The organism is Streptococcus sp. 2018WUSS126 (assembly GCF_044427425.1).
Lineage (GTDB): Bacteria > Bacillota > Bacilli > Lactobacillales > Streptococcaceae > Streptococcus > Streptococcus hashimotonensis.
In genome coordinates this window covers 37,845-59,738 of record NZ_JAOTGB010000016.1, presented here as the reverse complement: position 1 = coordinate 59,738, position 21,894 = coordinate 37,845, and the positions used below count along the sequence as shown (strand labels likewise).

Sequence of the window (21,894 nt, the reverse complement as noted above, 5' to 3'; positions counted from 1 at the left end):
GTGCTAAACTTTATACTCCCATTATACGCCGAAAAAATGGATTGTCAAGAGAAAAAGACAAAAAATTAGCACTCTTTTACCTAGAGTGCTAAAAATCGGTCTAAGGACCTAGAATGGTGGAATGTCTCAAAAATAAGTTCTTCCAACAAGTATTTCTATCTTACTTTTCTTCCTTCATGTCAATTAAATTCCAAAAATTTAAAATCATTATCAGCGTTATAGCAATCAAGCTGATAAAACTGTTTCGATTTAGAAAAACCACAGCAAAGATTGCAAGAGCATTGATGAGAGTTGCTATACGTTTTTGTTTTGTCATTTTCCAACCTCCTTATACTTCTGACGCAAACGCATCAAGCCGATAGAACAATAGAGTAAAACTGGTAGGTCAGCAACTGCCATACCAATCATAACAGCAGGCAACTTCAAGACATAAAATAGCAAGATAAAGAAAACAAACAAGGAACTAGCCAGTAGAAACTGTCTGGTAATAATTCTGTCAATCATCTCGAACTTACTCTGACGGTCACTATAAAGCTCAACTTCTCCTAAACTCTCATTCTTTCTAAAGTATGAAAAATGATTACAATCACCGACATATTCCCAGCCATAATCTGCAAACATCTGGAGGTATTCTGCCTTATCCTGACCATTTGGCTTAAAATCCAGTTGATAGATAACTTCTTCAGGTAGACATTTCTCAAAGATATAGAAAAAGCCAAATTTATTTTTTTGAAATTTCCATCCCTGACGGTGCTGCTCTGCCAGATAGACTTCTTCCTTTTCAAAATCAGGCAAGAAGAAGAAATGAATTTCTGTCTTAGTTTCCATAACTTTCCCCCTTGCTATTTCGATAAAGGCGTTCAATTCGAGCCAATTCTATATCCAGAATTTCTCGACCTGTTGCTGTTATTTGGTAAAACTTTCGCTTGTCTTCTTCTCTAACAAAGACAATCAAGCCGTCTTTCTCCATTTTCGATAGGGTGCCATACATGGTCCCAGGGCTAATCACGACCTGACCTGCCGTGACTTCCTTGGTCTTCTGGGTAATATCGTAACCATGTCGTTCCTCCTGTAAATGAAAAAGAATATAGAAGGCTGTTTCTGTCATGGGAACATAGACGCGTTTTAACTTATTGTTCATAAAATACCTTTCGCACTACGATACATCGAACTTCGATGTATAAATTACATCGCACCTCGATACACTTGTCAAGAAAAAAATCAGAGAAAATCCCTGATTTGATTCTTATTCCCCTTGGGCAATCAATTCTGCTCCGCGTTTGCGGTAGGATAAATCCCCAATTGCTTCAATGGTAAATTGACCATTTTCGTACTTGAGGACAGTAATAGAACCATTGTCCAAGAAGAGATTGGTTGGACTTTCTGGTTGAAGCAAGTTGACCAGCGTTGCAATGGTCATACCGTGGCTAACCACAAGGGCATTGCCGCCGCCCTGTTTTTCCAAGTCTTGAGCAATGGATTCAAAACCTGTCAAAATACGATTGCTAAGCACTTCCCATGATTCAGACCAACCAGCTGTGTCTGCTTCTTGGATACCTGCTGCGATTTCCGCAAAGGACATGCCTGTCGCATCAACTGTCCCTTTCAAACGAGGCAGGACACCTTGGAAAAGCTCGGCATCATACATGCCCTCGAAACTACCAAAGCACCATTCACGGATACGCTTGTCTTGGTAATATGGGATTTTTCCTAAAATTCCCAACTCACGCTGGGCGATGGTCATGGTCTGAACGGTCCGTCCCAGGTCACTAGATACGGCTAGTTTAAAATTAATGCCCGCATCCTTGAGCCCCAAGCCCAGTTCACGAATTCCTTCCTCACCAGCCTTGGTCAGCGGTGTATCACACCAGCCCTGCACGCGCCCGATGGTATTAAACATGGTTTTCCCATGTCGAGAAATATATAATCTTACATCTGCCATAGTGTTCTCCTTGTCTTTTCTTACTATTAATACTCTTCGAAAATCAAAAGCAAACGTTGTTGACTTGATTTGATGAACTTCAGTTCTATCTGCATCTTCGTCGCCTAGTCTGCTTTTGATTTTCATTGAGTATAAGTATAGCAAAAAACCGACTGCTTGTCGCAATCGGTTTACGTTTTTAGTTCTTAAAACTATGAATCGGTGCTGGAATTTGTCCGCCACGGTTGATAAAGTCCACAGACGAAGCCTGATTGACCTTCATGACAGGGGCTGTTCCCAGAAGCCCACCAAATTCAATCATGTCCCCTTCTTTTCCAAGTGGAATAATACGGACCGCAGTGGTTTTCTGGTTGATAACCCCAATGGCCGCCTCATCCGCAATCATAGCCGCGATCGTTTCAGCAGGCGTTGTTTCTGGAATGGCAATCATGTCCAAACCAACTGAACAGATAGCCGTCATAGCTTCCAATTTTTCAAGGTTAAGCGAGCCATTTTGCACCGCCGCAATCATGCCCTCGTCCTCAGACACAGGGATAAAGGCACCTGACAAGCCACCGACTTGGTTGCAGGCCATAACTCCACCCTTTTTCACTGCGTCATTGAGCAAAGCCAGGGCAGCAGTCGTTCCGTGCGTACCTACGGTTTCTAAGCCCATTTCCTCCAAAACCCGAGCCACTGAGTCGCCAACAGCTGGCGTCGGGGCAAGGGACAGGTCCACGATACCGAACTTAACACCCAGGCGTTCGCTGGCCATATTGCCGACCAACTGACCGATACGGGTAATCTTGAAGGCCGTCTTTTTGACGGTTTCTGCCACCACATCAAAACTCTCGCCACGCACTTTTTCAAGGGCACGCTTGACCACACCAGGCCCAGACACGCCGACATTGATAACCACATCCGCCTCGCCGACACCATGGAAGGCACCAGCCATGAAAGGATTGTCCTCGACCGCATTGGCAAAGACCACCAGCTTGGCCGCCCCCATATCAGAAGCCTCCGCCGTCTCCTTGATGATCCGCCCCATGTCCCGCACAGCCGTCATGTTGATGCCCGTCTTGGTCGATCCGATGTTGACTGACGAGCAGACTTTTGTCGTTTGGGCCAATGCCTGCGGTATAGAGTTGATGAGGATTTCATCCCCTTTCTGGTAGCCCTTTTGAACCAGAGCTGAAAAGCCTCCGATAAAATCGATGCCGATCTCATGAGCCGCCTTGTCCAAGGCATGAGCCAAGGGAAGATAATCCGTGGCATCCGTCGCCGCACCAATCAAAGCAATGGGCGTGACCGATACCCGCTTGTTGACAATGGGAATTCCCAGCTCTGCCGCAATCTCATCACCGACTGCTACCAAGTTCTTGGCCTTGGTCACGATTTTGGTATATACTTTCTCCGCTGCCTTATCGATGTCCGAGTCGATACAGTCCAAAAGGGAAATCCCCATGGTAATGGTCCGAATATCGAAGTGTTGCTCCTCGATCATCTCAATGGTTTCTCTAACCTGTCTAATATCCATGACCGCTCTCCTTACAAATTGTGCATGGCATCAAAAATCGCCGCACTTTGAATGTTGATTTTCACGTTCAAATTTTGACCAAAGGCATCCAATTCCGCACGAAGTTGCGTGAAATCTTTCTTCTCATCTGATGACACCACCGCCATCATGGTAAAATACTCATCCAAAACAGTTTGAGAAATATCATCAATATTCAAACCCAATTCCGCAATCTTAGTCGCAACACCCGCAACAATTCCTGACTTGTCCTTACCGACAACTGTAACAATAGCTTTCATCTGAACACCTCTTCTAAATTTTCATTTATTTTATCATAAATATGCAGAAAAAGGTAGAAATCTTCTAGATTCTACCTCTAACGTACGTATTTATTTTACCAATTGCGACCGACGGGCATAGGCTTTCCAGTCAATCCCACGCGCTTCGCACCAATTTTGTACATTTGGAGCCAAGACCAAATCTTTCTGACGGAGTTCTGCGATGTTTTTAGCACCCAGCATGGTCATGATTTCAGCCATCTGCCATTGGAAGGTGTTAATAGCCTGCAAACCGTCGTCAAAACGATGCCCCTTACCATCCTTGACGTACTGGAGAAAATGATTGGACATACCAACAAGGTCTGCACCGAGGGCCAATGATTTGACAATATCTAGTGGCGTCTTAATACCACCAGATGCAATCAGGCTTGGGCGAACTTCTTCAGGAACAGACATGGCTTCCACCAAGGATGTCACAGTTGACTGACCCCAACCTTCTAAATAAGCATAATCATTGAAAGTACGACGGGCATTTTCAATCTTGGCAAAATCCGTCCCCCCAGTACCAGATACATCAATGGTCTTAACACCGACAGAAGCCAGCTGGGCCACTGTTTCACGGCTCATGCCAAAACCAACTTCCTTGACGATGACAGGTACTTCCATCTCTCGCACCAAAGTTTCAATATTCTTCAACCACATGGTAAAGTCACGGTCTCCCTCAGGCATGACAATCTCCTGGGGTGCATTGACATGGATTTGGATGGCATTGGCCTCCAACAAATCCACCGCCCGCTTGGCATTCTCAACACTGTGATGGGCACCTAGATTGGCAAAAATAATGCCATAAGGATTTTCCCGACGCATAACAGAGAAAGTTTCCGCAACAGACGGATCCTTGATCGCCGCACTAACCGAACCCGAAGCCAGAGCAATCTTCCCAAAATGCCCCATAATTCCCAAGAGGCGATTGATTTCCCGCGTCTTCTTGCTTCCACCGGTCATGGCATTGATGAAGAATGGAAAGGCAAAGTCCAAACCAGCTACACTGGTCGAAATATCCACTTCATCCACCTTGGTCTGAGGTAGGGAATGATGGACAAACAAGGTCTCCGTAAAGTCCTTGGCCGGTGTGGTACTGTATTGCTGGTTGGCCAAGCCAACGTGTTGATCCTTGCGGTCTAAACCAAATTCTCCTAAATAAAACATAGGGTTCTCCTTATTCTCTACTTGTGATCTTTAGTTGGAGTGGAAGAATGCCGGCTTGTTGCCAAGCCTTCTCAATCGCTACTTTTTGTTCCGTACTGTCTACCAAGCAAATGCCGCAGTCACCACCGCCTGCACCAGATGATTTGGCCACCGCTCCATAAGTCTGGGCCAGGTCACAGAGTTGGCTCAGTCGAGGCGTTTCAATGACCAAACCCATTCCTCTCGCAAAATCTTGTAAGAGCTTGCGGTTCTGAGAAATGGCCTGTCTAGCAGCTGTTCGATTACCTGTTTGACAGGCCGCTATCAACTGCTCTACACAGGTCTTGGAGTCGGCTAGAAACTGGCTATGAATGCGCTCTTTTTCTGCCTGACTTTTTTGGCTTTCCATCTGGGAAACCAATCGATCTGTCGAAGCCGCCGAACCTGTCCAGCCAACCAAGAGGTCTAAGCCCTCGGGTAACTGGATAGGGCTGATGGACAAACCCTGCCAATCACTTTCCACCAGATCCAGCAGGGACAGCTCTGCCATTTTCCCTAAAAGCCAAGAACGGTCCAGGGAATGATAGGCAATCAAGCCACCAAAACTGGAAGCCGCCAAGTCACCGAAGGAACCCGTCATGCCTAGCTTGGTCTGGACCAAGGCTGCCAGCTTGTAGGTCAGAAGGGCATCTGGTCGGTGACCGTAGTAGGTCAGCAGGGCCTTGACCGTCGCAACCGTCACTGCCCCTGACGACCCCAAGCCGTACTTGGCACCTGAGGTCTGATCATCCAGGTCTGACTGGACCACTAGGCTGTAAGTTGCTTGACAGGACTGACCTTTGGCTGTCAGATAGGCTTCTGTCACCTGCATGGCAGTTTCAATCAGAGCATAGGGATGGTCACCTTGGATATAAACGGCACCTTCCTTACGCTCCCAAGTCAGATAGAGGTCTGCTTGCTGGCTGGAATGAAGAAGGCCTCGGTCACTTGTTTCTATGGTGACAGTCAGGTATTGGTCAAGGGCTGCAATCACTGCGGGATAGCCTGCCTCGACGACTGCGTATTCCCCTGCTAGAAAGAGTTTTCCAGGTATCTTTACTTGTACTTTCATGCTACAAGCCCTTTTCAAACGCTGCTTGTGAGGCCTGCCACTCGTCTTCGCTGAGGACGTAGGCGGCAGGACCAGGCTTGCTGGTAATGATTTTCTCCCTTGGGAAGACTTTGGCCAATTCATCTACTAGCTCATCCATTTGACTTGCTCGGCAGAGGACCTTGACATTCGGTCCTGCATCCATAGTCATGTAGGCTGATAAGCCACTTGCCTCACGAACCTGACGGACTGCCTCTTGGGCCACTAGACTATCGGCTGACCAGTATGTAAAGGGCGGATTAGCAGATAGAGTTGTCGCATGCATTTTCATACCATTGTGCTCTGTGATTTGACCAAGTTTTTCAAAATCACGGTTGGCAATAGCTGCCTTGATGTCCACCAAGTCTTGTTTGGCGGTTTCTACCCAGGCTGTGTAAAATGGTGAGGTGGCAACCGTATGGTCCATTCCCTCTCGGCTGGCAATTTTTTTCGGTCCAGTATTGACGGCTAAGACGACCATGGCAATATCCCAATCGGCATCATCAATGGGATGAGCCATAGAATCTTCCGAACCCGTTCCCATATCCCATTCGACAAAGCCACCGAATAGGCTACGTGTGCTAGAGCCAGAACCCCTGCGAGCAAGGGTTGATAGGGTGGCTGGTGACAAATCTAAATCCAAGGCAGTTGCGGTTGCCAGTGCAAGTGCTGCGAAGGCTGATGCTGAGCTGGCCAAACCAGCCGCAGTCGGAACAAAATTTAGACTTTCCACTCGGGCAAATGCCCTTTCACCTATATATTCGCAAAACAAATCCAAAAATCGAGAAATTTTTAAAATTTCTTTTTCTTTTTGTAAGATTCCGTTGAGATAGAACTCATCCGCAGTTAATTCTGGGTCAAAAACGACCTTGGTATCAGTATAAAATGCGTCAAGGGTCAGGGATAAACTGGAATTCATAGGTAGGAATAATTCCTTATCGCGTTTTCCCCAGTATTTAATCAAGGCAATATTGGTATGGGCACGGGCAATGCCTGTTTGTTTAGTCATTGGTTTCTCCTAAGTACTGTATCCAGGTTTGGCGGGCACCTGCTTGGTCAAGGATATGTGCAAGGTTTTGGGCATCTTGGGCTGTTCTTGCCAGGGCAATCATGCAGCCACCTCGGCCGCCACCAGTTAATTTGGCTCCGAGGGCTCCATTTTCTTGGGCAAGACTGACTAGCTTATCTAGGCTAGGATCAGACACGCCTAATTTTTGTAGGAGGGCATGAGCTTGGTTCATTCTGCTGCCTAGAAGCTCTGCCTGGTCTGTGGCTAAATCTTCCTTGGCCTGTCGGGTCAAGTTACCCAGTTCTTCTACTAGCTTGATAGCCTCTGGCTTTTTCTCCAACAAATCCGCCACGTCTGAAATGGCTTCTAAGGTGTTTCCCGTCACGCCTGTATCAGCCACTACCAAGTGGGCACGGAGTTTCAGCTCCAAGGGTTCGATGGGCTGGTGCTTGATATAGAAGACGGGGGACTTGCCGCTGGTGGTCGCCGCATCTATGCCTGATGGATTGCCGTGAGCAATTTTTTCCGAAGACTGAACGATGTCCCATAGTTCGCTGTCAGTCAGTTCTTTTTCATAGTAGGCAAAGAGGGCGCGTGCTACTGCAACTGCCACAGCTGCACTGGATCCCATGCCGCGCTCGGCAGGAATGGTGGAACTAATCTCGATATGAATAGCTGGGTCTGTCGGTGCTCCGATACGATAGAGCGAGAAACGGATGGCATGCTTGAGGCTTTCCCAGATTTTTGGCATCTTGTGAACTAAGCCTTTATAGAAGTCACAAGCAACAGTCAGCGCTTCCCCTTGAGCAGTTACCTGAGCAATAATTTCAACAGCAGAAAAAGGCATAGCAATTGCTGGTTGCCCATAGACCACCGCATGCTCTCCCATCAAAATGATTTTCCCATTTGCTTTTCCTACTACCGACATACTTTTCTCCTTATACAATCACTACTATTATACCACTTTTACATAAGAATAAAACACACGAAAACAGCCGACCGCAGTCGACTGTTTTCTAGGAGATTATATGAAAAAGATATGCCAGCCGTTTGAGCTTTAGCTCTTACGGATGACGATACTGAATGAAATTCAGTAAAGTTGTTCGCTATTTCTAGCTCGAATATAGTATAAATCTTTGAACTTAAACAAAACTGAAAGTTTTCTTAGACTTTTCTAAAACGATTTCTCATACTTATTTACTTAAAACTTAACACGAAAACAGCCGACCGCAAAATGAGGCTGGATCTTCCTCTTTACTTTGAGTTTCAAGGCTCAAACCTCTTACAGTCCACTGGACTGTAAAATTCATACAATTTTTTATATTATCGTATCTAAAAAGTTGAATACAACCTAGATACTCGGAACTGTTAGTACTTCTCATCTTTTTATACCAATCAAAAACATCTAATTCCGACTTATTCTGAGGAATTTAGGTGTTTTATTATTATCTAAACTGATTCCAAATTTTAACTTAGTATTACTGGTGGAATCTTATCACCAAATAAAATCACATATGTAAGCAATAATACACTAAATTTAATTAATTTCTTTTTCATCTTGCGACTCCTGTTCCAATAAATCTATAAAGAATGACTGAGCTAAATTTTTTAAGAGCTCGTCGCCTTCTAAGTCATAAACAACTATTGATTTTTTGACCATATCAATTGCTTCTGAAATAATGGAGCGTTTTGCTAATATGTTGGCTCTCATTAACAAAGTATTGCCTAGCATAAATAGGGTATTTCGACTCTTTAATATTTCTAGTGATTCTGCATTATAAACCAAGGCTTTTTCAAACTTGTTACACAGGTACAAAATTCTAGAATATCCGTATTGAAATAATACTTTCAACTCCCAATCATTTGACTCATGATAGTGATGAATGAGACTTTCATATTGGTTCATTGATGTTACATATTCTTCTAACTCCGAATATATTCCCGCAATAGCAATACCAACTCGTAAAAATAGATTAGCATTTTCAACCAAAGTAGGCCGCAACCCTTCCAAAATCTCTAAAGCCTCATTTGACTTTTTGTATTTCCCAAATAACAATACCCCATTAAGGTATTGTATATATGGCATTTGAATTGGAGATACAGAATCTTTTGAAATAAATTGTAAAAAATATTCCAATGTATCATACTCTCTTCGGTAAAGAATGGATTTCAACTCATCCGTAAGAATCGATTCCTCTGTACTCTTCTTTAATTGAAACAATTCCAATATCACACTAGAATCAATGTCTAATTTTTTGACGAGCTTAAAAAATAATTCGACTGATGGAGAAACTTCAGCTTTTTCAATTTTACTAATAACTGCTTGAGCACAAATACCCTCAGACAGTTCTTTTTGACTAAATCCTTTCTCCAAACGCGTCCGCTTAATAAGACTAGCAATTTTTTCTTTCACAATTCACATTCCAATTCATAGTATTTTCTCTATTGTACCACTATTCGGATGAATTTCCCATATCTCATCGTATAGGCCAAGATCCGACTCTGAATAGTGATGAGCAACCTCAAAGATTGTAATTGGTAAATTGGCAAGTTTTTTACGAATGAGGGCTGAGGATTGTTTATCAATTGCCGATGTCCCCTCATCAACTAACAAGATTTTCTTATTATGAAGGAGGGCTCTGGCAATCTCAATACGTTGTTTTTGTCCTCCTGATAACTGCGCCCCATTTTCACCATAATATTTCTCTAGACAATCTTCACCTAGCTCTTCTACCAAACCCAGTTCTGAAAGCAAGGCTAACAACTCCTCCTCACGGACAGACTCAAGTGCCATTAAGAGATTCTCTTTTAAGCTTGCCTCAAAATAGTAGGGTGATTGTTGGATTCTTGCCATTTGAATGCTAGGATTGTTTATTTTCTTCTGATGATTTAATACAGATATTTCCCCTTCCAACGGTTGCAGTACACCCTGTATGCTATCTAGTAAGGTCGTCTTTCCACTTCCTGAAGCTCCTCTAATAAGTATTTTACGACCATACGGGACTGTGGCATTAAAATTTTTGATAATTGCTGCCCCATGTCCAATGGCTACTCCTGAAAAATGAATCTCAGGAGTCAATATTGATTCATCAATATGATTTTCAGACACTTCCTGTTGCTGAGTATCCTGTAACATTTTCTCTAATTTTTTTCGAGTTGGCTCCGTTGATTGTATCATTCGTAAATAGTTCGAAACATTTCTAAATGGATAGATAACACGGTCACTGGCTAAAAATAAAGCGATAACAATACTAGCATCTAGTTTCCCTTGGGTTACAAATACTAGAGCTACAGTTATTGGAACAATATAACTTAACCACGATAGCATGGAAGAAACGAGATTAACTATGCTATGTTTATTATTTAATGCCTCATTACTATTTTCTAAGTCATTGACAACTGTCTCAGCCATCCCTAAAAACTTACGATTCGCACCATATGTCCATAGAACCGAAAAACCTTGAAAAATATCTTTTATGCTACGAATAAATTTCTCATTCGACTTTGTAAAGTGCTCTGTTGCTGTTCCTAGATATTTGCTAAATAGTATTGCTGGCAACATTGGAAGAAATGAGAAAATAATAAATAATACAGAAATTGCAGGACTTAGATAGACAAGATATATCAATGAAACTGCCCCTAAAAGACTGTAGTATAAGCAATCAAAAAGAACGGAAAAATATTTATCTTCTACTAATTTTAAATCTACTGTTAATACCGCAAGAGACTCTGTAACATCTAATGCATTTCCCTTATTTCCAAGATAGTTTAACAGTTCCATCTTATACTTTTTATGCAGATTTTTTAGTAAATCGTTTTTTATTATTGAAACAAATAAATCTGATAATTGAATCAATAAATAGAACAATATACTGCAACCAGCGAATAGTAAAACATCTTTTACAGTTGATTCCGAGCTAAATTGACTAACTCTCGAAATAACTTGAGACATAATAATACCGTCAAAACTCGCTCCTACCAATGCAAGTAAGAGTAAGCAGATTTTAAACTTAGGCAATATTCTCCATACCTGTTTTAATTTCATAACCCGTTCTCCATTTTCTAAAGATTTCATCAAGTAAATATAAAGCAAATTCTGAAGGCGCTGTTTGCACACCTTGCTTATATTTAACGTATCTATATAAGACGAGCGCTATTCCACTACTACCTGAATGTAAATCATGGGAAATTTTTAAATTTCCTTCACCTAAGTATCCAAATAATATCTCACTCTCATCTCTCTGTTCAAAAAGCTTCAAAGTCTTGATTTGCTGATCAACTACTTTTGATGTTCTTTCTGAGACTTCATCACACAATACTCCCTCTTGTAAACAAGTAATTAATAAATCAGTTATCCCTGCCAATCCACGCATCAGAGTAGCAAAATAATGGATATCATAATCTAAACTCAAACAAATATTGTTTAACACGTTTGAGTATTCGTCATTTTTAGTTACTTTATAATAGTAAAACAACATATATCCGATTCCTGACAAACCATTGTATAAGAACGGAGACTCAATCTTATTTCCAGAATTATTTTTCCCAACTCGATCTACAGTGAGGTTTCCATGTGAGTTTTCATACACATACATCAAAATATTTGCTACATGACTCTCTCCAATATCTAAATAACGTCTATCGTTTGTAACCATATACATCACCAAATATATTAATGCAACACCTGATTCTCCCTCATACAATCCTACTACATCTGTTTCTAGCCGTCTTTCCAGCAACAATTCTTGTAACTCTGAGAACACTGTTTCGGAACATCCTTCAAATCCAAAGTATGCCCCTAAAATAACCAATCCAGAAATACCATAATATATCCCCGTATTATCACTATTTTTTTAATGTTTTAAAACTTCTATTAAAAATATTCCATGCTTCTAATTTTTTGTTCTCACACATGAGAAAGTATACAAAACTCAATTCTCCAATCATTAATCCACTCGAAATATCAATACAATCATTAAATAACGCCCCATATGTAGTATTAATAATATCGTTACTAATATTTTGAATTTCGGTTATTATCGTTCTTTCTTTTCCATCAGAAATTCGTCGTAACGAATACAAAACACCTAGCCCCCCGTGAGCAATGCTATAGGGATTTGTATTATAAACTTGCGGATCTGCTGGGAAAAAAATTTTTTTATGGTCTACTTCTAAAACACAATAACTTTCTAGTATACAATTTATTATCTGATCTAACTGCTGACTGACATCATCGGGATAAACTTTACATATATTTGTTGCACCATCAAATGATTTAATATACTTTTCTATTTGATTCAGCATTTTCTGAGCGTACTTATTATTAATTATATTTTTTAAATACTGGATACTTTTGAAAACATTGGCACGGTTAAATTCAAACATGTTTTGTATTGGGAATATCATACATATTCCAATAATGTGAACTTTATAAATATCTATACCTTCAACTTCTCCAATATAGGAGAATCCTGGGGTTTGAATATTGGTTATACCATTTAATTCTTTTTTCAAAATCGCATATTCTAAATCAATCAATTTAACAGTCGGCTCATTTGTTTCAAAGTTCACAATGATATTCGTCTCGGACAAATCCTGTACATAAATACCTAAATCATTAATTCTGCCTATTCCTGCAATTATATTATTGAATATTATTAAACAGTTTTTAAAATAGTCTTCAATTTTTTTGACATCTTTTTCATTTGTTAATAATGGATTATGCAGATAAATATATTCTCTTAAATTTGTCCCTTCTAGTTTTTCTTCAATTAAGTAACTATTCCCTTTTTCTTCTATTACTTCAAATACTTGTGGAACAAAATCTGTCCTCTCCAATAATTTCAAAAAAGAGAATTCTCTTTTTAACCTATCCGTAGAATAAAATTTGGTATTATCTTGTCCAGTGAACTTTCGAGCCTCTTTCATTACAAAAATTTTTCGTGAATTCACCTCAGTAACTTCGTATATACCTCCTGATGAAGAAAACTTTATTGCTTGCATAGGAATATATTTCTTTAGTAACAAAGATTCTTCATTACTCTCATCTTCTAAAGATATTTTTTTAATCCAATCCGGTGTAAATGGATAAGGAAACTTTTCGTCTTTTACAAAATTAGCTTCATTATCTAAAATGTATGTCTCAACCACACCATAAGTATTTATTCTTCTTATAGGGTCAATCTCCCCATATCTATAATAAATTATTTTCGATGAAGAATATCTATAATCAGTCAATACTTCCGGTCCATCATACATTATTGTTAAATCTGAAATATCTTGAATTACTGTCCAGAACTCAGATTCTTTTGGATAAACTACAATAAATTTTCCCGCTGAAAGTCTAGATACTTCTTTACTATTAATTTCTTTCAAAAATTTTTCATTTGCAAGGAATTTGAAATCAATTTTATTTTTAATGCAATACCTACACACTATATTAAATATTTCAAGATAATTCTCCATAGTTGCTGACACATGGATCTTCCATCCTGCCGTTCGTCCTTCAGAAGTAGATTGAGAAAACTTCAAAAAAATCCAAGGTTTTTTCGTATATACACTTACATCATCTAAATTGTATGAGAGTAGCTTTAAAAAAGATTCTTCCGTAGCAACTTGATTACTCATAATATAAAAATTTGTTCTATTCGATGAAGCATACCAATGAATCGCCATATTTTCTTGCATTTTTACACCACCATATAAAATAACATTGAACACTGCATAATATAAAAATTATGCAGTGTTCAACATTAACAAATTATGAAAAAGACGCACCTTCACTACTGTTCTCTAGTAGTTGTATTACAACTAGCAAATACACAAGACCCCTGTGCTGTAGCTCCTGTACTGTCTACGAAACTACTCTTAACAGATAATGTTTGTAATTGACGCAAATCAGACATAGTTTTCTCCCTTCTAATTTTTTTAGCTGATCAACTAAATACAGTATAATATACTCATTCTAAAAAATCAATTACTTTTTTTGTATATTTTATAATTTTTATAATATTTTTGAATTATATTTTGTTGTTCAGTGTATTATTTTACTAAAAATCTATCTAAAGAGAAAAATTCACTTTACAGATTTAACTAGATATAAAAACCTGAAGAAGATTTTAGTTCGAAAAGTCTGTTAACCACCTTTAGGTGAAAAGATGGACGAATATAAACTAAACAAACTTCCAAAATGCGCCGAAGCACGAAAACAGCCGACCGCAGTCGACTGTTTTCTAGGAGATTATATGAAAAAGATAAGCCAGCCGTTTGAGCTTTAGCTCTTACGGATGACGATACTGAATGAAATTCAGTAAAGTTGTTCGCTATTTCTAGCTTGAATATAGTATATAGCTACTAACTTAAAAGAAACTGAAAGTTTTCTTAGCCTTATCTTAAATTGATTCTTGTTTTGAATACCTATACTGAAAAAATAGCACCCCTGCTCGGAAGGCATTATCTAAAATCGTTGCAATCCAAATGGCTGACAAACCGATTTTAAAAAATGTTACAAGTAAACAAGCTATGCCAATTCGCACTAGCCACATACCGATAGTTGTGGCATAAAAGGGTAATCTAGCATTTCCTAAACCTTGCCAAAGAGCTGTCAAAATAAGAGTGCCAGCTGTAAAGGGAACTCCCAACATGGCATAAAATAATACTGTTTGACTAGCTTGTGCTGCTTGAATATCCTTAGTATAAAGGCCGATTAGGAAAGGCCCCGCAAAATAAGTCACACCAGCCACCAAAAACATAAACAGCAAAGAAAGGCCAAAGCTTGTTCGAAAAACATGTCGAACCATAGCCTTATCCTGTCTGTGTTTCGCTGTAAGGATGATTGTCGCGGTAGCAATCCCTAAAGCCGGCATATAATTAAACTGCGTCAGGGTTTCTCCAATCGCATTTCCAGCTACCGTCGCTGTTCCTAAGCTGGTAATCAAAGCTACGACTACCACATCTCCCACCCGCATCATCAACCGTTCACCAGTTGCTGGCAGGGCAAGTCTAAGCAGTTCTTTATCAAAGGACCAGGTCCATGGTTTTAAAGAAATCGGTAAGCGAGACCAAAGCAGACTACAACCAATCAATCGCGATAATACCGTTCCAATCGCAACCCCAGCTACACCTGCATGAAGCACAAAGACTGCAAATGCTGAAAATAGTGCATTTAAAATGTTAGAAAACAGGCTGATATACATAGGAAAACGTGGTTCCCCCAAGGTTCGTAAGATTGCACTCAAACTTGTCATAAGTCCCAAAAAAAGCGCTCCCCCACCAACCAATATCAAATAAAGACCTCCAGCCCGTACCACTTCTGACTCTGCTCCCAAGCTAGTAAGTACTATTGGACCTGCCAGAACTGAAAAAATCCCTAAAAGAAGACCGATAAAAACTGTAAACTTGACACTTTCACTAGCAGTTCCTCCAATGCCTTCTGAGTCCTCTTCACCCAAAGTCTGAGCCAAACGAGAAGACACCGCTGCTGCTAGGGCAATAAAAACCGCCTGATAGACGGCTAAAATATTATTAGCAAGGGAAACTCCAGACAAAGCTACGATGCCAATACTGGCTACTAGATAAGAGTCTACTACTCCCATTAACATCTGGAGAAGGTTTTCCCCCATGGCTGGAAAGGCAATGGTTAAAATTTCTTTATAGGTTTGTTTGTTCATAATCTCTATTTCAACTGTTTAATATCTACTATTTTATCACAAACAAGATTCAATAGCTCTTCATCGTGAGAAATTAACAAAACCAACTTATTCTTCATTTTTAAGTCTACTAAAGCAGAAGCAACTTGTTGCATTCGTCTCAAATCCAAGCCGCTCGTCGGTTCATCAAAAATGAAAATTTCCTTATCTGCCAGTAAGCTGGCCACTATCATCACACGCTGTTGTTCACCACCCGATAAACTGACCGGATGTCTCTCCAACAAATCCGATAGACCAAAACGAGCTACCAAATATTCATCGACAGCTCTATTTTTCCTTCCAAGAGTAAGTTCTCGCCTAACACTTTCCGCAAATAGTTGGAGTCGAACATCCTGCATAACAAAGGCTGTTTTTTCCAATCTCTGGCGACCAGACAAGGTTTGACCTTGCCAAGAAATCCTACTCTTCTTATCTTCCGCTAAACCGGCCAGATAACGAGCAAGGCTTGTTTTTCCAGAACCATTCGATCCAACCAGACCCACTACCTGTCCTGGTGCCAAGCAAAGTTTTTCAATCTCGTAGAGAGTATTCTCTTTCTGACTTACCGATAAATTTTCAACAAGTAAACCCTCTTTATCATTAACAAACTGGTCCGCCAGCTCCGCTATTGCCCGCCCATAAGGCTCCGAGTCATAACAACGCAGTCCCATATCCTGACGGCATTCTTCTGTCCGACTTAAAAACTCATCTGCTAGATAATCCGTCACCACTTGCCCATCTTGAAAATATAAATAGCGATCTGCCAACTGACTAAGATAAGACAGTCTATGCTCGGCAATAATAATTGTCTTGCCTTGGCTTTTTAAAGTTTTCAAGATGTCCTGTACAATCGCAATCCCTTCCTGATCTAGGTTGGCAGTCGGCTCATCTAAAACCAAGACATCTGTCCCTTGCATGGCTGCAACAGCCAAAGCTAGACGTTGTTGCTGACCACCTGATAGACTGGAAATCGTTCGCTGGCTAAGAGAAGCCAAATCAAATAATTCCATAACCCAAGCCAGGCGATGCTCAATTTCTTCTCTTGACAAACCCTGATTTTCACAAGGGAAAACCAATTCCTGCAAGACCTGACTATGAAAAAATTGAGTAGACGGATGCTGAAAGACTGAAGCAATGTACCGAGATGTTTCTTCCAGACTAGATTTTTGTAAATCCAAGTCCCCTAAGAAAATTTGTCCCGAAAGCTGAGCAGGATAATATTCTGGCGTCAAACCATTCAGTACCTTGAGAAAACTAGACTTCCCAGAGCCACTCTGCCCACATAAAACAACACACTGGCCTTCTGGAATGGTCAGATTCTCTATCTGCAAGGCTGGTTTATCTGCCCCTGAATAAGTTAATGCTACATTTTTTACCGTCACAGCCGGACGAGAATCAGAAAAACGAGACAACATAAGCAAAGACTCCAATCTAGCACGGTCCAAGACGACCGAATATATGCAGGTGATTTTGTAGATACAGCCAAACCTTTTGTCAGACTGGCTACTGTCAATTCCTGAGCTGTTCGCAAGAGAGACATCATCAAGGGAACCAAGAAAAACTCCATGTACTGGAGTGGCTTACAAACCACATCTCTCTTCCGTAAAAAAATTCCTCTAACCTTCAAAGAGGCACAAATCGTACGAGCATCCTGTTTAATGGCAGGCAGGAAACGAAACATTACTCCCAACGTCAAAAGAAATACCTCTGGTAAGCGCCATTTCCGTAAGCCATGAATGAGTTCGTAACCACTTGTCGTCATCAGCAATAGATGTCCTGCCAAAAGCGGAGGCCAGATGTAGGTCATAAGAACCAACGAGTGGAGCAAGAGACCAGGTAGAACTGTCCAATAAGAAAGTCCGAGGAAAAGACCATAGCCCAGCAGGCCGACCAAGGCCATTTTAGGCTTGCCAGAAAACCAGAAAAGCAGGCTCAGTCCACAGACCAAGACTGCATTTTCCAGTCCGCTCAGCCGCATTCCGTAGGTCAAACTGGTGAACACGACCAAAAGAATTTTACTGCGTGCATCTAATTTCATGAAAGATAACCTGATTGTTTAAAATAGCGCTGAAGCATATATTGACCAAACAGACCACTGATAAGAGCTGTTAAGATAATGGTCGTTGACAACCATAGCACATTCTCTGGAGTGAAATCAAGCATGACACGAGCGATGTATTCTGCTGATTTTCCACGTGCCAAAAGATTGGCCTCATAGGCATCACGCATGAACCACATAAGAATAATCGGTCCCAGGTTTCCAAAAGAGAAAATGATATAGCTAAGAAGATTGGTCCATTTTTGTTTATAGTGACCTGACTTCGCTACCATTTCTGCCAAAAAACCAAAGGTCAAGCTTGGGAGAAAGGCCGCTGTCATATAGCCTGATAGGAAAAAGAAACAGGCCATTACCACTCCAACCAGACTAATTGAACCAAATTTACCAACCTTGGCTACCAATAACATATAAACAGGTCCTGCCAAAAGGGCTGCTCCAGCAGGTGCATACATCATATTACCCGAACGATCAAAAACCAAGCTCAACAAGGTTCCTAGACCAACACAAACAAAGTAGAGGGCAGCAAAAGCCCCTGTTACCATCAGATCTTTTACTTGTAATTTCTTCATTTATTTTTCCTTTACTAATTGTCCGTCTTCCAAGCGGAAAATGGTATCTACACAAGCCATGGTAGAGCTTCTATGGGAAATCAAGAAGACCATACCCTGACAGTGTGCCTTGACCAGCTGGATAAAGCGAGCTTCATTGAGCGAATCCAAGTTACTGGTCGGCTCATCAAAGATATAGCAATCTGCGTTTTTGAGCAGGGCCCGCATGAGTTCCAGGCGTTGTCCTTCTCCTGCTGAAAAGTCACTGGCTTCCACTATCGTATCCAAGCCCTGCGGTGCTGCCAAAATCCGTTCTTTCATGTGGCATTTTTCTGCCAAATCCATGATGGTTTCGTCTGACACATCTGTCCGCCCCAAGACAAGATTTTCTCGAATGGTCTGGCGGAAGATTTGCGGTACCTGAGGCACATAGGCAAAGGAGCCTTGCAAATGAGCCTTGTCCACCTTCCGACTATCCAAGCCAGACAGGTTGATTTGACCTTGCTGCCAGTCATACCACCGCATGATTAGTTTCATCAAGGTGGATTTTCCTGCACCGGACTCACCGACCAGACCAATGATGCCCCCCTGTTCAAACTGGACAGACAGATTGCGATAGAGCCCTGTTTCTCGGTCATCGTAGTCGAAGTCCACTTGCTCAATAGCAATGTCCGTCACGCTGACCTCAACCAAGTCACCTGTTCGCTCTGCTTCTTTTTCATCCAAAAGAGCATAGATGTTCCGACCAGCATTCATAGCCCGCTTGAAACCAAGAGGCAGACGGCTGAGTTCCAAGAAGGGAGCAAAGGAACTAGTAAAGGAAACCAGGAGGGCTACTCCAGTCGCCAGGTCCAAGCTCTGACTGCCAACCAAGTCGAAGGTCAGCCAGGTAAAGCCCATGATAGACAGACCTACCACTAAGAATGACACAGCATATTGCATAAAGTTGGTCTGGGCAACCTTTCGCTCCTGCCCATTGACCTCTTGACTTTTGTTCGTCAGAGTAGCAAAACGAGCATCTGTCTGCTGGAACTGCATCAGATCCTTCATGCTTTTAAGACTTTCAATAAAGTAGGAAACATAGCCCTTACGACTGGCATTTTGCTCCTTGAGCAAGGGTTGTAGCTGCTGGGCAAACCGATTTGGAATCGCAATCGCTAAAAGGGCGTAGGTCACCAGAGCCAAAAGAGACAAGCCCCAGCTGGATAGACCAAAATAGACTGTCAAGCCAAGAGCCACTAAAATCCCTGTACAAATCGGAGCAATGGTATGGGCAAAGAAAACCTCCAAGGCCTCGATGTCCTCCCCAATCATCTTGAGCAGGCTACCACTGTCCTGTCGGTCCAATTTCCCAGGAGCCAAGGCCCGCAATTTTGCAAAAATCAAACGGCGGTAGGCAGCCAAGGTATAAAAGGCCACATAGTGACCAAAGTAGTGCTCACCATAGCGAAAGGAACCACGTAGAAGAGCTAGAGTGACTAGAGCTCCCAAGGTCCATAGCGGAGCAGGATTACCAGCAAGGGCATCAAAAGCCAGGTAGACCAGGGTTACTGGAATCGCAATGGTCACCACCTGTCCCAAGACCGCAAAGCAAACCGCCACCGCAATCCGTGGCAAGAGGTGTTTCATCGAGCCCAAGAGTCTCGGAATCAGCACCCGTGTCGGCATTTCTCTCTTATCCATAAACGGCTTCCTCCAATTCTCTTTGTTGATCGACCTGCTGACGATAGGGCGAGCTAGTCTGATAAAGCGTGGCATGGTTGCCTGTCACAGCCCCCTCCGCAGACAAGAAGAGAATATCATCTGCCTGCTCCACCTGCTTCATCTTATGGGTAATAATAATGACAATGGCATCCTTAGCCACCAAGTTAATCAAATCGTAAATCAAACTTTCATTGTCCTGATCGACGCTAGAAGTCACCTCGTCAAAGATATAGAGTGAGCGTTTGGCCAAGACCGCACGGGCACAGAGGACCTGCTGGCGTTGACCAGGTGACAAGAAAGCACCGTCATCGCCCACAATCGTGTCCAAACCGTCTGGCAGATGCTTGACAAACTGCAAGACCCCATGCTGATCTGCCCAAGCCAAGATGTCCTCCTTGGTCCAATCACCAGCCATGCGTAAATTCTCATAGATTGACTGGTTGAGCAAGGCTGACTGGCCCGACACATAGAGGACTTGTTCATTCAGCGACAACTGGCTGACACCTGAAATCTCCTGCTCACCCAAGTAAATCGCTCCCTTATCCGCCCGCAAACGTCGCAAGAGCAACTGGGCCAAGGTCGTTTTCCCCTGACCTGACTCACCGGCTAAGGCATAGACCTTGCCAGACGTCATGGTCATGGAAATATCTTCTAGGGCTGGCTTTTCTCCGTAGGCAAAGGCCAGATTTTCCAGTTTCAGACTGTCAAAAACAGGTACATGGGCAGCATCGATTTCCTGCTCCGCTGTCATGCTGTCCAAGAAACCAAAAATGCGATCCGCCATCTTGGTATTCATCATGACCAAGTGCATACCGTAGCCCTGCTCCCGTATGGGTGCAAAAAACTCCGTCGCAATGAGGACAAAGAAAAGCATACTAAAGAGGGAGAGATTGCCTGCCGCTAGGCTATTGACCGCCACAAAACCAGACAGACCAATCCCCAGATACATGACCGCATCCATGTAGCCCACCGCTTGCAGCTGGAAGCTGAGCAACTCCATGGTCGCATCGCGGAAGTCCTCGGCCTGCTCATTGAAGGTCTTTTCATAACCTGCGTCTGCCTGATAGGAATAAAGGGTATTGAGCCCCTTGAGGTCGTCCAGGAAAAGATTGCCCACATCCATGTAGGAGCCCCAGTAGCGATTCATGATCCGCTTGGACTGCTTCTGCATAGCGATAATGGAAATGGGAATCAGAGGCAGGGCCAGGATGAAAATGACTGCACCCAGCGGGAAAATCAGAAAGACCAGCAAGAGAACAGTCGCACAGTTGAACTGGGTCCGCAAGGAAGAAGCCATGTAGTAGGAATAGTAGGTATCCAGACTGTCAATCCCTTGCGAAGCGATGTTAAAGAGATCTGCCGCTGTCGCTTTTGATGCAAACTGACCGTCCTTGGCCAAGAGGGCCTCAAAGAAGGACTGCTTGAGCGAATCCCGAGCAAACTGGGAGCCCAAGCCCTGCAAACGCTTGGCGATCAAGGCCACACCATATCCAAAAGCATTGAGCCCCAGCAAGATAAGGACAAACTCTACTAAATCAACCCGACCACCCTCATAGTAGGTCACAAAGCTCTTAGCAATCAGATAGAAGGAAATAATCCGCATCAAAAATTGTACCCAGGATAGAAAGGCTGCCAAATAGACCAGCTTCATCTTAGGATTGATACGTTCTTTGAGCCGCTTCAAGAGGGCTTTTTTCTTTTCTCTGGAGATTTTCTCCTGCTCTTGTGCCATAGTTCACCTCACTCAAACATATTCCCATATAGTATATCATTCTTTGAATTGTCTGTAAATTTTAATTTTAATGATAATAAAAAACAAACTGCTCAAAATAAGCAGTTTGTCATAATTCATTTT

20 protein-coding genes are annotated in these 21,894 nt (G+C 42.1%); all 20 read right to left on the bottom strand.

The genetic code is table 11. From position 1 onward, the window contains the following. Window positions 1–160 precede the first annotated feature (160 nt). Window positions 161–316 (bottom strand): hypothetical protein, encoded by a 156-nt coding sequence (locus ODU34_RS07265; RefSeq protein ID WP_161498324.1) that lies wholly within the window; start codon window positions 314–316, stop codon window positions 161–163. Further along, complete coding sequence (locus ODU34_RS07260; protein WP_105178866.1) at window positions 313–828, bottom strand: DUF2812 domain-containing protein; 516 nt, start codon at window positions 826–828, stop codon at window positions 313–315. The genes ODU34_RS07265 and ODU34_RS07260 overlap by 4 nt, the downstream gene beginning before the upstream one ends. Then, window positions 818–1,141 carry a PadR family transcriptional regulator gene (locus tag ODU34_RS07255; protein WP_105178865.1) on the bottom strand — a complete coding sequence of 108 codons (324 nt, stop codon included), beginning with the start codon at window positions 1,139–1,141 and terminating at the stop codon, window positions 818–820. Before ODU34_RS07255 ends, ODU34_RS07260 begins: the two co-directional genes overlap by 11 nt. Before the next feature lie 105 nt (window positions 1,142–1,246). After that, window positions 1,247–1,942 (bottom strand): histidine phosphatase family protein, encoded by a 696-nt coding sequence (locus ODU34_RS07250; RefSeq protein ID WP_105178872.1) that lies wholly within the window; start codon window positions 1,940–1,942, stop codon window positions 1,247–1,249. A gap of 178 nt (window positions 1,943–2,120) precedes the next feature. Continuing rightward, window positions 2,121–3,458 (bottom strand): PFL family protein, encoded by a 1,338-nt coding sequence (locus tag ODU34_RS07245; RefSeq protein WP_024384706.1) that lies wholly within the window; start codon window positions 3,456–3,458, stop codon window positions 2,121–2,123. A gap of 11 nt (window positions 3,459–3,469) precedes the next feature. Beyond that, window positions 3,470–3,736, bottom strand: a complete 267-nt coding sequence (locus tag ODU34_RS07240) for an ACT domain-containing protein (protein WP_024382312.1) — start codon at window positions 3,734–3,736, stop codon at window positions 3,470–3,472. A 90-nt stretch (window positions 3,737–3,826) separates the two neighbouring features. After that, window positions 3,827–4,924: a type 2 isopentenyl-diphosphate Delta-isomerase gene (fni, locus tag ODU34_RS07235; protein ID WP_105178864.1), complete on the bottom strand. Its 1,098-nt coding sequence runs from the start codon at window positions 4,922–4,924 to the stop codon at window positions 3,827–3,829. A 10-nt stretch (window positions 4,925–4,934) separates the two neighbouring features. After that, on the bottom strand, window positions 4,935–6,014 hold the full coding sequence (locus ODU34_RS07230; RefSeq protein ID WP_105178863.1) for a phosphomevalonate kinase: 1,080 nt from the start codon (window positions 6,012–6,014) through the stop codon (window positions 4,935–4,937). Window position 6,015: 1 nt separating this feature from the next. Then, the gene (gene mvaD / locus ODU34_RS07225; RefSeq protein ID WP_105178862.1) at window positions 6,016–7,041 is read right to left on the bottom strand and encodes a diphosphomevalonate decarboxylase; all 1,026 of its coding nucleotides are present in this window, start codon (window positions 7,039–7,041) and stop codon (window positions 6,016–6,018) included. Then, the gene (gene mvk / locus ODU34_RS07220; protein WP_044694015.1) at window positions 7,034–7,969 is read right to left on the bottom strand and encodes a mevalonate kinase; all 936 of its coding nucleotides are present in this window, start codon (window positions 7,967–7,969) and stop codon (window positions 7,034–7,036) included. The genes mvaD and mvk overlap by 8 nt, the downstream gene beginning before the upstream one ends. Before the next feature lie 609 nt (window positions 7,970–8,578). Further along, entirely contained in the window at window positions 8,579–9,454 is an 876-nt protein-coding gene (locus tag ODU34_RS07215; protein WP_161498323.1) for a helix-turn-helix domain-containing protein, read from the bottom strand. 15 nt (window positions 9,455–9,469) lie between these two features. Beyond that, the gene (locus ODU34_RS07210) at window positions 9,470–11,086 is read right to left on the bottom strand and encodes an ABC transporter ATP-binding protein (RefSeq protein ID WP_169051027.1); all 1,617 of its coding nucleotides are present in this window, start codon (window positions 11,084–11,086) and stop codon (window positions 9,470–9,472) included. Continuing rightward, window positions 11,052–11,852 (bottom strand): lanthionine synthetase LanC family protein, encoded by an 801-nt coding sequence (locus ODU34_RS07205; RefSeq protein ID WP_205014863.1) that lies wholly within the window; start codon window positions 11,850–11,852, stop codon window positions 11,052–11,054. The genes ODU34_RS07210 and ODU34_RS07205 overlap by 35 nt, the downstream gene beginning before the upstream one ends. A 34-nt stretch (window positions 11,853–11,886) precedes the next feature. Next, window positions 11,887–13,728, bottom strand: coding sequence for a protein kinase family protein (locus ODU34_RS07200; protein WP_205014861.1), 1,842 nt, complete (start codon window positions 13,726–13,728; stop codon window positions 11,887–11,889). Window positions 13,729–14,432: 704 nt separating this feature from the next. Continuing rightward, window positions 14,433–15,710: an MATE family efflux transporter gene (locus ODU34_RS07195; protein ID WP_105178858.1), complete on the bottom strand. Its 1,278-nt coding sequence runs from the start codon at window positions 15,708–15,710 to the stop codon at window positions 14,433–14,435. A gap of 5 nt (window positions 15,711–15,715) precedes the next feature. Then, window positions 15,716–17,143: an ABC transporter ATP-binding protein gene (locus ODU34_RS07190; RefSeq protein ID WP_105178857.1), complete on the bottom strand. Its 1,428-nt coding sequence runs from the start codon at window positions 17,141–17,143 to the stop codon at window positions 15,716–15,718. Continuing rightward, on the bottom strand, window positions 17,107–17,766 hold the full coding sequence (locus ODU34_RS07185; RefSeq protein WP_105178856.1) for an energy-coupling factor transporter transmembrane component T: 660 nt from the start codon (window positions 17,764–17,766) through the stop codon (window positions 17,107–17,109). Before ODU34_RS07185 ends, ODU34_RS07190 begins: the two co-directional genes overlap by 37 nt. Then, a complete protein-coding gene (locus ODU34_RS07180) occupies window positions 17,763–18,356 on the bottom strand; it encodes an MptD family putative ECF transporter S component (protein ID WP_136647113.1) in 594 nt (197 codons plus the stop codon). The genes ODU34_RS07185 and ODU34_RS07180 overlap by 4 nt, the downstream gene beginning before the upstream one ends. Beyond that, window positions 18,357–20,018 carry an ABC transporter ATP-binding protein gene (locus ODU34_RS07175; protein WP_105178854.1) on the bottom strand — a complete coding sequence of 554 codons (1,662 nt, stop codon included), beginning with the start codon at window positions 20,016–20,018 and terminating at the stop codon, window positions 18,357–18,359. Next, a complete protein-coding gene (locus ODU34_RS07170; RefSeq protein ID WP_105178853.1) occupies window positions 20,011–21,771 on the bottom strand; it encodes an ABC transporter ATP-binding protein/permease in 1,761 nt (586 codons plus the stop codon). The genes ODU34_RS07175 and ODU34_RS07170 overlap by 8 nt, the downstream gene beginning before the upstream one ends. Window positions 21,772–21,894: the final 123 nt, after the last annotated feature.